Annotated in this window: 12 protein-coding genes and 1 tRNA gene; 9 read left to right on the top strand and 4 right to left on the bottom strand. The window is 70.0% G+C overall.

Features of this window, described 5'->3' with window-relative positions; translation table 11 throughout:
• Positions 1-19: 19 nt before the first annotated feature.
• Positions 20-499 carry an Lrp/AsnC family transcriptional regulator gene (locus ABZU53_RS26660; protein ID WP_354861434.1) on the bottom strand — a complete coding sequence of 160 codons (480 nt, stop codon included), beginning with the start codon at positions 497-499 and terminating at the stop codon, positions 20-22.
• Positions 500-582: 83 nt separating this feature from the next.
• Between ABZU53_RS26660 and ABZU53_RS26665 the strand changes: the two genes are divergently transcribed.
• Positions 583-1,761, top strand: a complete 1,179-nt coding sequence (locus ABZU53_RS26665) for an aminotransferase class I/II-fold pyridoxal phosphate-dependent enzyme (RefSeq protein ID WP_355068185.1) — start codon at positions 583-585, stop codon at positions 1,759-1,761.
• On the opposite strand, the gene ABZU53_RS26670 is transcribed toward ABZU53_RS26665, so the two are convergent.
• The 3 genes from ABZU53_RS26670 to ABZU53_RS26680 all read right to left on the bottom strand — a co-directional run bounded on the left by ABZU53_RS26670 (position 1,762) and on the right by ABZU53_RS26680 (position 3,426).
• The gene (locus tag ABZU53_RS26670) at positions 1,762-2,412 is read right to left on the bottom strand and encodes an NAD-dependent epimerase/dehydratase family protein (RefSeq protein ID WP_355068187.1); all 651 of its coding nucleotides are present in this window, start codon (positions 2,410-2,412) and stop codon (positions 1,762-1,764) included.
• Between the two features lie 153 nt (positions 2,413-2,565).
• A complete protein-coding gene (locus tag ABZU53_RS26675; RefSeq protein WP_354861440.1) occupies positions 2,566-3,333 on the bottom strand; it encodes a transcriptional regulator in 768 nt (255 codons plus the stop codon).
• Between the two features lie 18 nt (positions 3,334-3,351).
• Positions 3,352-3,426 (bottom strand) — tRNA-Leu (locus ABZU53_RS26680).
• 97 nt (positions 3,427-3,523) lie between these two features.
• Between ABZU53_RS26680 and ABZU53_RS26685 the strand changes: the two genes are divergently transcribed.
• The 8 genes from ABZU53_RS26685 to polA all read left to right on the top strand — a co-directional run bounded on the left by ABZU53_RS26685 (position 3,524) and on the right by polA (position 13,580).
• Positions 3,524-4,147 carry a response regulator gene (locus tag ABZU53_RS26685; protein WP_234584542.1) on the top strand — a complete coding sequence of 208 codons (624 nt, stop codon included), beginning with the start codon at positions 3,524-3,526 and terminating at the stop codon, positions 4,145-4,147.
• Between the two features lie 57 nt (positions 4,148-4,204).
• Entirely contained in the window at positions 4,205-5,392 is a 1,188-nt protein-coding gene (locus ABZU53_RS26690) for a hypothetical protein (protein ID WP_355068189.1), read from the top strand.
• A gap of 365 nt (positions 5,393-5,757) precedes the next feature.
• On the top strand, positions 5,758-6,909 hold the full coding sequence (locus ABZU53_RS26695) for a branched-chain amino acid ABC transporter substrate-binding protein (protein ID WP_354861444.1): 1,152 nt from the start codon (positions 5,758-5,760) through the stop codon (positions 6,907-6,909).
• A gap of 64 nt (positions 6,910-6,973) precedes the next feature.
• Positions 6,974-7,957: a branched-chain amino acid ABC transporter permease gene (locus ABZU53_RS26700; RefSeq protein WP_354861446.1), complete on the top strand. Its 984-nt coding sequence runs from the start codon at positions 6,974-6,976 to the stop codon at positions 7,955-7,957.
• Positions 7,954-9,111: a branched-chain amino acid ABC transporter permease gene (locus ABZU53_RS26705; RefSeq protein ID WP_355068191.1), complete on the top strand. Its 1,158-nt coding sequence runs from the start codon at positions 7,954-7,956 to the stop codon at positions 9,109-9,111. The genes ABZU53_RS26700 and ABZU53_RS26705 overlap by 4 nt, the downstream gene beginning before the upstream one ends.
• Complete coding sequence (locus ABZU53_RS26710) at positions 9,104-10,045, top strand: ABC transporter ATP-binding protein (RefSeq protein WP_354861448.1); 942 nt, start codon at positions 9,104-9,106, stop codon at positions 10,043-10,045. Before ABZU53_RS26705 ends, ABZU53_RS26710 begins: the two co-directional genes overlap by 8 nt.
• Positions 10,032-10,745, top strand: a complete 714-nt coding sequence (locus ABZU53_RS26715; RefSeq protein ID WP_354861450.1) for an ABC transporter ATP-binding protein — start codon at positions 10,032-10,034, stop codon at positions 10,743-10,745. Before ABZU53_RS26710 ends, ABZU53_RS26715 begins: the two co-directional genes overlap by 14 nt.
• A gap of 135 nt (positions 10,746-10,880) precedes the next feature.
• Entirely contained in the window at positions 10,881-13,580 is a 2,700-nt protein-coding gene (gene polA / locus ABZU53_RS26720) for a DNA polymerase I (RefSeq protein WP_355068193.1), read from the top strand.
• The last annotated feature ends 167 nt before the right edge of the window (positions 13,581-13,747 follow it).

Consider the following 13,747-nt stretch of genomic DNA (forward strand, 5'->3'; position numbering starts at 1 on the left):
CATTCATTCCGGCTGCCGCTCACCCCACCCCGCGGGCCTGCTCGAAGATCAGGCTGGTCTGCGTGTGCTGCACCACCGGATCGACCGCGAGATGATCCAGCACGAAGTCCCGCAGCGCGTCACCCGACGCCGCCCGCACGTGCAGCACGTAATCCTCCGCGCCGGCCACGTGGAACACCGACACCACCCCGGGCAGGCGCACCGACCGGGCCCGGAACGCGTCCACCGCCGCCCGCTCGTGCGCGGTCAACCGCACCGACACCAACGCCTGCAACGGCAGACCCAGCGCGGCCGGATCCACCTCCGCGTGGAAACCCCGGATCGCCCCGCGCTCGCGCAACGCCCGCGTCCGTGTCAGGCACGTCGACGGCGCCACTCCCACCCGCTCGGCGAGCGCGTTGTTCGGCAACCGGCCGTCCGCCGCCAACTCGGCGAGGATCGCGCGGTCCACCTCGTCCAGGGCCGGATACGGCCGCACTTCGTTCGGCTCAGGGGGCATCCGAGCATCCTCCACCGAATATCCCGACGAAGCCAGCCCTCATCTCAGAATTATTCACCAAACCATTGCCCTCTCGGCACCGGATGTTCGACGCTACCGCCATGACGACGGTGGACACCCGGGCCGTACACGCCGGCCGCGACGACCTGCGCACGCTCGGCGTGCACGTGCCACCGATCGACCTCTCCACCACCAACCCACTGCCCTCGGTCGACGACGGCGGCAACGCCTACGAACAACTCGCCACCGGCGGCACCCTCCCCGCCGACGGCAGCGCCGTCTACCAGCGGCTCTGGAACCCCACCGTCGCCCGCTTCGAGACGGCCCTCGCCGAACTGGAGGGCACCGCCCAGGCCGTCGCCTTCGCCAGCGGCATGGCCGCCCTCACCGCCACCCTGCTCGCCGCCACCCGCGACGGCCACCGCCACATCGTCGCCGTCCGACCCCTCTACGGCGGCACCGACCACGTCCTCGCCACCGGCCTGCTCGGCACCACCGTCACCTGGGCCCACCCCGACCAGGTCGCCGCCGCCATCCGCCCCGACACCGCGCTGGTCGTCATCGAGACGCCCGCCAACCCCACCCTCGACCTCGTCGACATCGCCGCCCTCGCCACCGCCGCCGGCGACGTACCCCTGCTCGTCGACAACACCGTCGCCACCCCCGTGCTCCAGCAACCCGCCCGGCACGGCGCCACCCTCGTCCTGCACAGCGCCACCAAGAGCATCGGTGGGCACGGTGACGTCCTCGCCGGCGTCGTCGCCTGCGACGCCGACTGGGCCGTCCGACTGCGCCAGGTCCGCGCCGTCACCGGCGCGATCCTGCACCCCCTCGGCGGCTATCTCCTGCACCGCGGCCTGCAGACCCTGCCGCTGCGGGTCCGCGCCCAACAGGCCACCGCCGAGAAACTCGCCGGCTGGCTCGTCGACCACCAGGCCGTACACCGGGTGCACCACCCCTCGGTGTACGACCCGGCGGCGCTGGTCGGCCGGCAGATGGCCGGCCCCGGCAGCCTGCTCGCCTTCGAGGTACGCGGCGGCGCGCCCGCCGCCGCCACCGTCGCCGCCGCCTGCCGACTCATCACCCACGCCGTGTCCCTCGGCGGCGTGGACACCCTCATCCAGCACCCCGCGTCGCTCACCCACCGGCCCGTCGAGGGCGACGCGAAGCCCGACGGCGCGCTGCTGCGCCTCTCCGTCGGCCTGGAAGACCCCGACGACCTGCGCGCCGACCTCGCCCAGGCGCTCGACACGATCGCCTGATCAGCGCAGCTCGCGGTTGCCCAACACCCGGGTCGGCGCGCCCTCCCGGGCCACGCGCAGCATCGCCCGACCAATCCCGTCCGTCGTGGTGACCTGGTTGGGGAAGAGGCGCCGCAACAGCGGGAACAGCGGACGGGTGACCGCGTACCCCAACCGGTACCACCGCGTCTTCGACACCGCCCCGTGCGTCGGCTGGATGAAACCCGGTCGCGCCGCGTACCCGTTGGGCAGCAGTTCGATGATCGCGTTCTCGGCACGGCCCTTGACCCGCGCCCACATCACCCGACCCCGCTCCGACGAATCGGTCCCCACACCCGAGACGTAGACGAACGTGACACGCGGACTCACCTCGGCCAACACCCGCGCCGCGGCGAGGGGATAGTCGTAGCTGATCCGGGTGTACGCCGCCTCGTCCAGACCCAGCGACGAGACGCCCAGGCAGTAGAAGCAGGCGTCGACGCCGGTCAGCTCCGCGCGTACCGCCTCCAGGTCACCCACGTCGGGGACCGTCAGCTCCCGCAGCTTCGGATCCTGCCGACCGGTCGACCTCCGGCCGACGGTGAGCACCTCCCGCACGTCCTCGGCGAGCAGACACTCCCGCAGCACGCCCTGGCCGACCATCCCGGTCGCACCGAAAATGACCACCCGCATCAGAACCCGCCCTCTGTCGTCGACCCCCGCACAGGCTCCCACGCACGCGATGCCGCTGCCCCATCCACCGGTCGATCATGAAGTTATCGCCTTCGATGTCGGCGTGTCGGCGCAATAACCTCATGATCACCAGGGTTGGGCGGCCTGGCGGGGTCAGGACTTGGGGCCGACGTGCCGGTCGAGCGCGGCTACCGCGTCGCGCCGCGCCACCGACAGCGAGTTGCGACGGTTCATCCGCCAGGCGATGCCGAGCAGGTCGAGGCCCCACTGGCAGAGCCCCATGATGTCCGTCGACTCGTTGACAAACATGTAGCGCGGGTAGACGTACGCCCTGCCGCGCATGGTCACCCGGTTGGCGATGCGGCAGCCGTCGGAGTGGAACAGCCCTCTCAGGAAGTCGCCGGGGTGCTGCTCCATGATCGGCCTTTGCCAGTCGGCGAGGACGATCGGTCGCTCGTGCTTCTTGCCGGGACCGTGCTGCGGGAGCAGGCAGGGCCAGTGGAGGCCGTAACTCTGCACGCCCACGCAACCCTGCTTCTGGACCCGTTGCACCTTCGAGGCCAACACGGCTCGCATGGCCACATCGCACGCCTCGATCAGCCCGGGCCAGGCATTGGAACAGTAGATGCGCAACACCGGAACACGCGCCGCCGTCACCAGGTGGCCGTCGCCCAGGTAGAGACCGAGCAGGTAGGCGTAGGCCGCGGGGTCTGTCGGACTATCGACACCTTCACGGCAGCGGAAACACCGGAGCTGGGTGCCCTGGAACTTCGCTTCCGGCCGGTCGTTGCACCAGTGCCAGACCGTGCGATATGGCAGACCGACAGCCCGAGCGGTGTCGGCGACAGTGCCGCCCGCGAGGAAGAACTGGCGTGCACGAGCACGGATCTCAGGTGGATGCACGGGACCATGCTCGAACATCCGTACGACATTAATTTGTGCCCTCGGTGGGATTCGAACCCACACTGTATGGAGTTTGAGACCATTGCCTGCTGCCAGTTGGGCTACGAGGGCGCTTCCCTGATTCAGCCCTGACAGGATACCCACTACGCTGAGGGCGGTGACACCCGGCTGGGCGGGTGTCGGGTTCGAACTGGTGGGGGTAGGGCTGGTGGCTGAGATGCCGACGGATGCCGAGCGCAGGCGCGTACTGATCGCCGAGGACGAGGCGCTGATCCGGCTGGACCTCGCCGAGATGCTTGTCGAAGAGGGCTACGAGGTGGTGGGGGAGGCCGGCGACGGCGAGACCGCCGTGCGCCTCGCCGAGGAGCTGAAGCCCGACCTCGTCATCCTCGACATCAAGATGCCGATCATGGATGGGCTGGCCGCCGCCGAGCGGATCGCCGGCGCCCGGATCGCCCCGGTGATCATCCTGACCGCGTTCAGCCAGCGGGACCTGGTGGAGCGGGCGCGGGCGGCGGGCGCGATGGCGTACCTGGTGAAGCCCTTCCAGAAGAGTGACCTGGTCCCGGCGGTGGAGATCGCGCTGTCGCGCTACTCGGAGGTCGCGGCCCTGGAGGCGGAGGTCGCGAGCCTGACCGACCGCCTGGAGATCCGCAAGACGGTCGAGCGCGCCAAGGGCGCGCTGATGACGACGTACGGGATGACCGAGCCGCAGGCGTTCAAGTGGATCCAGCGCACGGCGATGGACCACCGGATGACCATGAAGGAGGTCGCCGAGCGGATCCTCGCGGAGACCGCCGGCGGCGAGGTGGCGCAGCAGCCGACCGTCTGAGTGGGTCTGCCCTGCTCGGGGTCACCGCGCGCGGCGGGTGCTGGTTAGCATCGACGGGTGTCCGTCCGACGGGTGATCGCGGTGTTCGGCCTCTTCGCGCTGCTGCTCGCCGGCTGTGACGGGCCGGCCGCGTCGACCGGTGAGCGGCTGTCCGCTGCCGCCGCGCCCGCGCTGCGGCCGGCATGGCAGGCGTTGACGCTGCCGGCGCCGCCGGGTGGCGCGGGCCGCCTGTTGGTACGCGACGTGGCGGCGTGCGCGGGCCGGTGGTTCCTGGTCGGCGGCGTCGCGGACGCCGCTGGCGGCACGCGCCCGGCGGTCTGGACCAGCGTGGACGGTACGGCGTGGACGGTCCTGCCGGTGCGGGCGGATTCGTTCTACGGCAAGCAGAACGTGCTGTCGTCGGTGGCGTGCCGCGACGGCCGGGCGGCGGTGATCGGCGCGAAGGTCGGCGGGGCGCACGGCTATCCGCGGGTGAGCACGTGGCGGCAGGTGGCCGACGGCGCGCTGGTCGAGGTGCAGGCGTCCTTCGAGACGTACGGCGGGCCGAAGGCGGTGAACGTGTCCCGCCTGGCGGCGGGTTCCTCGGGCTGGTTGATCGTGGGCAACCGTTCGGCGGGTGCGGCCTCGTGGGTGTCGTCGCCGGAGGCGGCCGAGTTTGCGCTGGTGGAGGGCGCGCCGGGGCTGGCGAGTGACACCACGGGGGTGACCTGGGCGTTCGACGCGGCGGCGACGTCGTCGGGTTGGCTGGCCGTGGGTGGTCTGCTGCCGGCCGGCCGGATCGACCGGGACCCGGCGGTGTGGTCGTCGCCGGACGGGCGGTCGTGGCAGCGCACGGTGTTGCCGGGTGGCCCGGAGTACGAGGAGTTGCAGCGGGTGGCGCTGGCCGGTGGGGTGCCGGTGGCGGTCGGGCTGCGGGGTGCGACGTTCGGCGCGTGGCGTCAGGAGGCGGCGGGCTGGGTGGCGGCGGGGACGTTCGGGCGGCGGTCCGCGGCGGGGGTGCCTCAGGTGGCGTCGCTGGTGGCCTCCGGTGATCGGCTGTTCGCCGCGGTGACGGACGGTGCGCGTTACTCGGTGTGGGTGTCGACCGATCGGGGTGGATCGTGGCGGGAGGCCGCGATGCCGCTCGATGTGGCGGCGGGTGCCGACCGGGACGTGGCGCTGGTCGCGGTGGGTGAGCGGTGGTGGCTGGCGGTGGACGACGGTTCGCGGTCCGGGCTGTGGTGGGCGGGCGGGGTGGGCGCCTGAGGGTGGGGCCTGGTGGTCCCGTGGCCGGGCGGCCGACTGTCCGGATTGTTTGCGCAGGTCAGATCGTCTTTTCGGTGGGCTCCGTCGGTCCGGGTGGGTGGGCGGGCGCTCAGACCGACCGTGGGCTTAAGGACCGATCGACGGATTCACCTGTTACGGGCATCGACAGGATTGCCCGCGTCTTCGTAACGGTTTCGCAGACCCCGCGTTCAGGCCTTCCGGGACGGTATGCGGTGTCGGTACGCTCCGCCATCACGAGCCGTTACGCAGGGGGCGTCCCTGCGGGGTGGGTGGATCTGCGGTCCGCGTGCTGTCGCCGTCACTACGGGTCAGCCGCGTCCGCATCTGGAGGAGGTCAGGAAGCCGTGAGGCGAAGCTATGTACGGGCGCTGGGCACTGTTGCGCTCGCCGCGACCCTGGTGGTCGCGGCTGGTTGCCAGGATTCCGGTGGCGGCGACGGTGGGACCGCGTCCGGTGACTGCGGTGGCAAGATCGCGATCTTCGGCGCGTTCACCGGTGACAACGCGGGTCTGGTGATCCCGTCGCTCAACGGCGCGAAGCTCGCCGTGAAGCAGTTCAACGAGGCGAACCCGAACTGCAAGGTCGAGATGCAGCCGTTCGACACCCAGGGTGACCCGGCTGTCGCGACCCCGTTCGCGAACCAGATCGCGGGTGACAAGTCGTTCCTCGGTGTCATCGGTGGCCACTTCTCCGGTGAGTCGGACGCCACCATGCCGATCTACCAGGCCGCTGGCCTGGCCATGATCAGCCCGTCGGCGACCCGTACGGACCTGACCCAGAAGGGCAACACGTCCTTCTACCGGGTCGTCGGCAACGACGGCACGCAGGCCGGCGCGGTGGCGAGCTACCTGAAGGCGCAGAACGCCGCCAAGGTCTTCATGATCGACGACGGCAGCGCCTACGGCGCGGGCATCACCGCCGAGCTGGGCAAGAACCTCGGCCCGGCGCTGGCTGGCAGCGACAAGATCCAGGAGAAGCAGTCGCAGTTCGACGCGACCATCTCCAAGATCAAGGCGAAGCAGGCCGACTTCGTCTTCTACGGCGGTTACACCCGTGAGGCCGCTCCGCTGGTGAAGCAGATGCGCGCCGCCGGTGTCCAGGCCAAGTTCGTCGGCCCGGACGGCCTGTACGACCCGGCGTTCCCGGCGGGTGCCTCCGGCGGCGCCGAGGGCGCGATCATCACCTGCCCGTGCCTCCCGGCCGACAAGGCCGGCGGCACCTTCGCCGCCGACTACCAGAAGGAGTACGGCATCGCGCCGGGCTCCTACGGCGCTGAGGGCTTCGACGGCGCGCAGATCTACCTCGACGCGTTCAAGGCCGGCAAGAAGACCCGGGCCGACATCCTGGCCTTCGTGAAGTCCTACGACAAGCAGGGCGTGTCGAAGTACATCAAGTTCGACGACAAGGGCGACGTCGACCCGTCGAAGGTCGTCATCTGGGCCTACCAGATCAAGGGCAAGGAGATCACCGCGCTGCAGGAGCTCAAGCTCAGCTGACGGCACGGCAAACGGGGTGCGGCCGGGGTTTCTCCCCGGCCGCACTCGATTCAAGGAGACCCCGGTGAATTTCGACGAACTCTTCGGCCACCTCGGCCAGCACACCGTCGACGGGTTGTCCAAGGGGGCGATCTACGCCCTGATCGCCCTGGGCTACACCCTCGTCTACGGCGTCCTTCGCCTGATCAACTTCGCTCACTCCGAGGTCTTCATGGTCGGCACCTTCGCGGTGCTGGGCGTGTGGAGCGCCTTCGGTGTGCAAAATAACCCGCCGGTCGGACAGGCCGTGCTCTTCCTCGTACTCGGTCTGGTGGCCGCGGCGGTCGCGTCGGGCGGCACGGCCCTGGCGATCGAGCGGATCGCCTACCGGCCGCTGCGCCGCAAGAACGCCCCGCCGCTGATCTTCCTGATCACCGCGATCGGCCTCTCCCTGGTGCTGGTCGAGGTCTTCGGCCTGCTGCTGCCCGACACCGTCGGCGGCACGTTCCCGGACCTGTTCGGCCGGCCGCGGCAGATCGTCGGCATGCCGACGATGATCAAGCAGGAGACGCTGTTCTCCATCGGCGGCACGAACATCACCAACATCCAGGTGATCGTGTTCGTGTCGGCCGTGGTGATGATGGCCGCGCTGGACTGGTTCATCAACCGCACCCGGTACGGGCGGGGCGTGCGCGCCGTCGCCCAGAACCCGGAGACGGCGGCCCTGATGGGCGTCAACCAGGAGCGCGTGATCATGCTGATCTTCGTGCTCGGCGGGATGATGGCCGGCGCGGCCGCGCTGCTGTGGAGCATGCGCTTCGGCTTCACCCAGAACAGCATCGGCTTCGTGCTGGGCCTCAAGGCGTTCACCGCCGCCGTTCTCGGCGGTATCGGCAACCTGCGCGGTGCCCTGGTGGGCGGCCTCTTCCTCGGTCTCGTCGAGGTCTATGGAGCCACCCTCTTCGCGTCGAACTGGGAGGACGTCATCGCCTTCGTGGTGCTGATCGCGGTGCTGATGTTCCGGCCCACCGGTCTGTTGGGTGAGTCGCTGGGGAGGGCCCGCGCATGATGAACTCCATTCGCGGCGCCGACCGGCGTCGGGTCAGCCTGCTTACCGGCGTCGGCGACCGGTTCCGGGCGCTGCCGAAGTGGCAGCGGGCCGCGGCCTTCCTGGCCTTCGTGGCGTTCCTCTACTACCTGCCGCTACTCGGTATCCCCGGCCTCACCTGGCTGCGGACCGACTCGATCGCCGGCGGCAACAACTGGGCCGGTGTGCTCTTCATCTGCGCCATCTACGTGCTGGTCGCGATCGGCCTGAACGTGGTGGTCGGCCTCGCCGGTCTGCTGGACCTGGGTTACATCGGCTTCTTCGCCGTCGGGGCCTACAGTGTGGCGCTGTTCGGTTCGGTGAACTCGCCGGTGGTGAAGTGGATCCAGCAGAAGTTCGAACTGCCGCCGACCTGGGCGGTCACCTGGGCGATCTGCCTGTTCATCGCGATCGTCCTGACGATGATCTTCGGGGTGCTGCTGGGCTGGCCGACGCTGCGGCTGCGCGGCGACTACCTGGCCATCGTGACCCTCGGCTTCGGTGAGATCATCCGGATCGTGGCCCGCAACGCCACCAGCATCACCAACGGCAACCAGGGCATCTCCGCGATCCCGGGGCCGGAGGGCCCGCCGTCGGCCGACAACCAGATCTTCGGGCTGATCGACGCGAAGCCCTGGTACTGGCTGGCAATCACGGTGGTGCTGCTGATGGTCTTCGCGGTGCGCCGGCTCGAGCACAGCCGGGTCGGCCGAGCCTGGCTCGCCGTCCGGGAGGACGAGGACGCCGCGGCGGTGATGGGGGTCTACCCGTTCAAGTTCAAGCTCTGGGCGTTCGCCATCGGCGCCGCCCTGGGCGGGCTCTCCGGGTTCCTCTTCGCCAGCCGTAACGCGTTCATCGACCCGACCCAGTTCAACGCGAACCTCTCCATCCTCTTCGTCGCCATGGTCGTGGTCGGCGGCTCGGGGAACATGATCGGGGTCTCGCTCGGCGCGGTGCTGCTCGCCTACCTGCCGGAGCGGTTCCGGGAGGTCGCCGACTACCGGTGGCTGGCCTTCGGCCTGGCCATGGTCGTGGTGATGATCCTGCGTCCGCAGGGCCTGATCCCCAGCCGGCGGCGGGCCCGCGAGCTCAAGGACCGCGCGGCGGCGGCAGAGGAGGCGCCCGCTCATGTCTGACCAGACGACCGACACCGTGACGCCGAAGATTCCGACCCAGCCGGGGCCTCGGCAGGTGCTTCTCGAAGTCGACGACGTCACGCTCCGCTTCGGCGGCGTGGTCGCCCTCGACAAGATCAATTTCCAGATCTACGAGGGCGAGATCCTCGGCCTCATCGGGCCGAACGGCGCCGGCAAGACCACCAGCTTCAACGTGATGACCGGGGTCTACAAGCCGACGTCGGGCGCGGTCCGGTTCCGGGGCCAGAAGGTGACCGGCCGCAAGCCGCACCAGATCAGCCAGTTGGGCATCTCCCGGACGTTCCAGAACATCCGTCTCTTCCCGGAGATGACGGCGCTGGAGAACGTCATGGTCGGCACGGACTCCCGGCACAAGACCAGTGTGCCGGGGGCGCTGTTCCGGCTCTACCGGGTGCGACCCAAGCCGGAGGAGCTGCCGCAGGTCACCGCCGCGTCCGGGATCGTCCGGACCTGGCAGCAGGTGCGCCTGAAGGCCGCGAAGATCTTCGGCCTGTCCCGGCACATCCTGGAGGAGCGGGCGGCGGAGGCCAAGGCGCTCGAGTTGCTGCGCTTCGTCGGGATCGCCGACCGGGCCAACGACGAGGCGCGCAACCTGCCGTACGGCTACCAGCGCCGGTTGGAGATCGCCCGCGCGCTGGCCACCGAGCCGAAGCTGATCTGCCTGGACGAGCCGGCCGCCGGCTTCAACCCGGCGGAGAAGGAGGAGCTCCTCACCCTGATCCGCAAGATCCGTGACATGGGCCTGACCGTCCTGCTCATCGAGCACGACATGCGGCTGGTCATGGGTGTCACCGACCGGATCGTGGTGCTGGAGTTCGGCCGCAAGATCGCCGAGGGTGCGCCCGCGGAGGTCAGCCGCGATCCGAAGGTGATCGCCGCGTACCTGGGGGAGCCCGCCGATGACGCTGCTTGAGCTCGAGAACGTCGCCGTCGCGTACGGCCGGATCGAGGCGTTGCACGGGATCAGCCTCACCGTCAACGAGGGTGAGGTGGTGGCCCTGATCGGCGCGAACGGCGCCGGCAAGACCACCACGATGCGGGCCATCTCCGGGACCAGGTCGCTCAGCACCGGGAAGATCACGTTCAACGGTGAGGACATCAGCAAGCTCCGGGCCGACCTGCGGGTGGTGCGGGGGTTGTGTCAGTCGCCGGAGGGGCGGCAGATCTTCCCCGGCATGACGGTCATGGAGAACCTGGACATGGGGGCGTACACCCGGCGGGACTCCGCCGGCATCGCCGCCGACCTGGATCGGGTGCTGACCCTCTTCCCACGGCTGGCCGAGCGGCGCAAGCAGGCCGGCGGCACCCTCTCCGGTGGCGAGCAGCAGATGCTCGCGGTCGGTCGGGCGCTGATGAGCCGTCCGAAGCTGCTGCTGCTCGACGAGCCGTCGATGGGTCTGGCCCCGCTGGTGATCCGGCAGATCTTCGACATCATCACCGAGATCAACCAGCAGGGCACGACGATCCTGCTGGTGGAGCAGAACGCCCAGCAGGCGCTGTCGCGGGCACACCGCGGCTACGTGCTGGAGACCGGTCAGATCGTGAAGGAAGGGTCCGGTCAGGACCTGCTGCACGACCCGTCGGTCAAGGAGGCGTACCTCGGCGTGGCCTGAGCCACCGCATCCGGCGGCCGGTCGTCCCCTCGTGGGCGGCCGGCCGTCGGCGTGCGTGCCGTGGGTTGTGTTTTCGCGCCCGTGGCGCGGTGCCGCCACCCTGGGTTGTCCGTGCGACGGACTAGAGTCGCTGCCGTGACAGCTACGACGCCGCGCCTGCTCCTCGTCGACGGACATTCCCTGGCATACCGGGCCTTCTTCGCCCTGCCGGTGGAAAACTTCTCCACCACGACGGGTCAGCCGACCAACGCGGTGTACGGCTTCACCTCAATGCTGATCAACGTCCTGCGCGACGAGCAGCCCACCCACATCGTCGTCGCCTTCGACGTCTCCCGCCGGTCCTTCCGCACCGAGAAGTACGCGGAGTACAAGGCCGGCCGCAGCGAGACCCCGACCGACTTCAAGGGCCAGGTCAGCCTCGTGAAGGAGGTCCTGGCGGCGCTGCAGATCCCGGTGGTCGAGATGGAGGGCTACGAGGCCGACGACGTCATCGCGACGCTCGCCTGCCAGGCCCGCGACCAGGGGATGACGGTGCTGATCAGCACCGGCGACCGGGACGCCTTCCAGCTCGTCGGTGACCAGGTCACCGTGCTCTATCCCCGCAAGGGCGTCTCCGACCTGGCCCGGATGGACCCGGCGGCGATCGAGGCGAAGTACGGCGTCGGGCCCGAGCGCTACCGTGACCTCGCCGCCCTGGTCGGCGAGACCAGCGACAACCTCCCCGGCGTGCCGGGCGTCGGCCCGAAGACCGCCGCCAAGTGGATCACCATGTACGGCGGCGTGGAGGGCGTGATCGCCCGCGCCGACGAGATCAAGGGCAAGGCCGGCGACAGCCTGCGGGAACGGCTCGCCGACGTGATCCGCAACTACGAGATCAATCGCCTGGTCTCCGACCTGGAGCTGCCGCTGCGCCCGGAGGACACCCGCTGGGCCGGCTGGGACCGGGAGGCCGTGCACCAGGTCTTCGACACGCTGGAGTTCCGCATCCTGCGCGACCGCCTCTACCAGTATCTGGAGGCCGTCGAGCCGGAGGCCGAGTCGGGCTTCGACCTGACCGGTGAGGTGCTCACCGAGCCGGGTGGGCTCGCCGCCTGGCTGGGCACGCACGCCCCGACCGGCACCCCGGTCGGGCTCGCGGTCAAGCTCGACACCGGCCCCAACCGCCGGCACACCGCCTCGATCACCGGTCTGGCGCTGGCCAGCGCCGGGGGCGCGGCCGCCTGGGTGGACCCGACCGGGCTCGACGCCTCCGACGAGAGCGCCCTCGCCGCTTGGCTGGCCGACGCGCAGCGGCCCAAGGTGCTGCACGACAGCAAGCCGGCGGTGCTGGCCTGCGCCGCACACGGCTGGGAGCTGGCCGGCATCGTCCGCGACACCCAGATCGCCGCGTACCTGGCCCGTCCCGACCAGCGGTCCTACGACCTGACCGACCTGGCCCTGCGCTACCTGCACCGCGAGCTGCGGGTGGACGTGCCCGAGACCGGGCAGCTCACCCTCGACGGGCTGGGCGACGAGGGCGTGGCCGAGCAGAACCTCATGCTCCAGGCCCGCGCCACCCTCGACCTCGCCGACGCGATCGACGCCGAGCTGTCCCGCGACGGTGAGCAGTCCGCGCGGCTGATGGCCGGGGTGGAGCTGCCGCTGATGCGGGTGCTCGCGGGCATGGAGCGCACCGGCATCGCCGCCGACAACGACTACCTGCACGAGTTGGAGGCGCACTTCGCCGGCGAGGTCAAGACCGCCGCGCAGGGCGCGTACGAGGCGGTGGGCCGAGAGTTCAACCTCGGCTCGCCCAAGCAGTTGCAGGAGATCCTCTTCACCGAGCTGGGCCTGCCGAAGACCAAGAAGATCAAGACGGGCTACACGACCGACGCCGACGCCCTGCAGTGGCTCTACGCGCAGCAGCCGCACCCGGTGCTGGCCCACCTGCTGCGCCACCGCGACGTCGCCAAGCTCAAGTCGACGGTGGACGGCCTGCTCAAGTCCGTCTCCGACGACGGCCGGATCCACACCACCTTCAACCAGACGGTGGCGGCCACCGGGCGCCTCTCCTCGACCGAGCCCAACCTGCAGAACATCCCGATCCGCACCGAGGAGGGCCGGCGCATCCGCCGGGCCTTCGTGGTGGGTGAGGGGTACGAGTGCCTGCTCACCGCCGACTACAGCCAGATCGAAATGCGGATCATGGCGCACCTCTCCTCGGACGACGCGCTGATCGAGGCGTTCAACTCCGGGGCCGACTTCCACGCCGCCACCGCCTCGTCGGTCTTCGGCGTGCCGGTCGACGAGGTCACTCCGGACCAGCGGCGCAAGATCAAGGCGATGAACTACGGCCTGGCGTACGGGCTCAGCGCGTTCGGCCTGTCCCAGCAGCTCAACATCAACACCGAAGAGGCGCGCGGCCTGATGGAGAACTACTTCGCCGGCTTCGGCGGAGTGCGCGACTACCTGCACCAGGTCGTCGCCAAGGCCCGTCAGGACGGCTACACCTCGACGATTCTGGGTCGCCGCCGCTACCTGCCCGACCTGGTGAGCGACAACCGGCAGCGCCGCGACATCGCCGAGCGGATGGCTCTCAACGCCCCCATCCAGGGCTCGGCCGCCGACATCATCAAGGTGGCGATGCTGCACGTCGACACCGCGCTCGCCGACGCCGGCCTGCGCTCCCGGATGCTGCTACAGGTGCACGACGAGCTGGTCTTCGAGGTCGCCCCGGGTGAGCGGGAGGCGTTGGAGGCGCTGGTGCGGCGTGAGATGGGTGGGGCGTACCCGCTGTCGGTGCCGCTGGAGGTGTCGGTCGGCGAGGGCCGGGACTGGAACAGCGCTGATCACTGATCTGGTTGTTGGTTGCGGTGGGGGGTTCCGGGGCAGCCCGACCCGCTCCGGGCGGTCAGGCTTGATCCCTGCGCGGGTCGGGCTGCCCCGGAACCCCGACCGGGTCGCCCTGGTCGGGGTCGCCGGCCTCGCCCTTAATGTGATCTTGAAAGTGATCCTTGGTCGCT

Source organism: Micromonospora sp. NPDC005194 (genome assembly GCF_040608335.1).
GTDB lineage: Bacteria > Actinomycetota > Actinomycetes > Mycobacteriales > Micromonosporaceae > Micromonospora.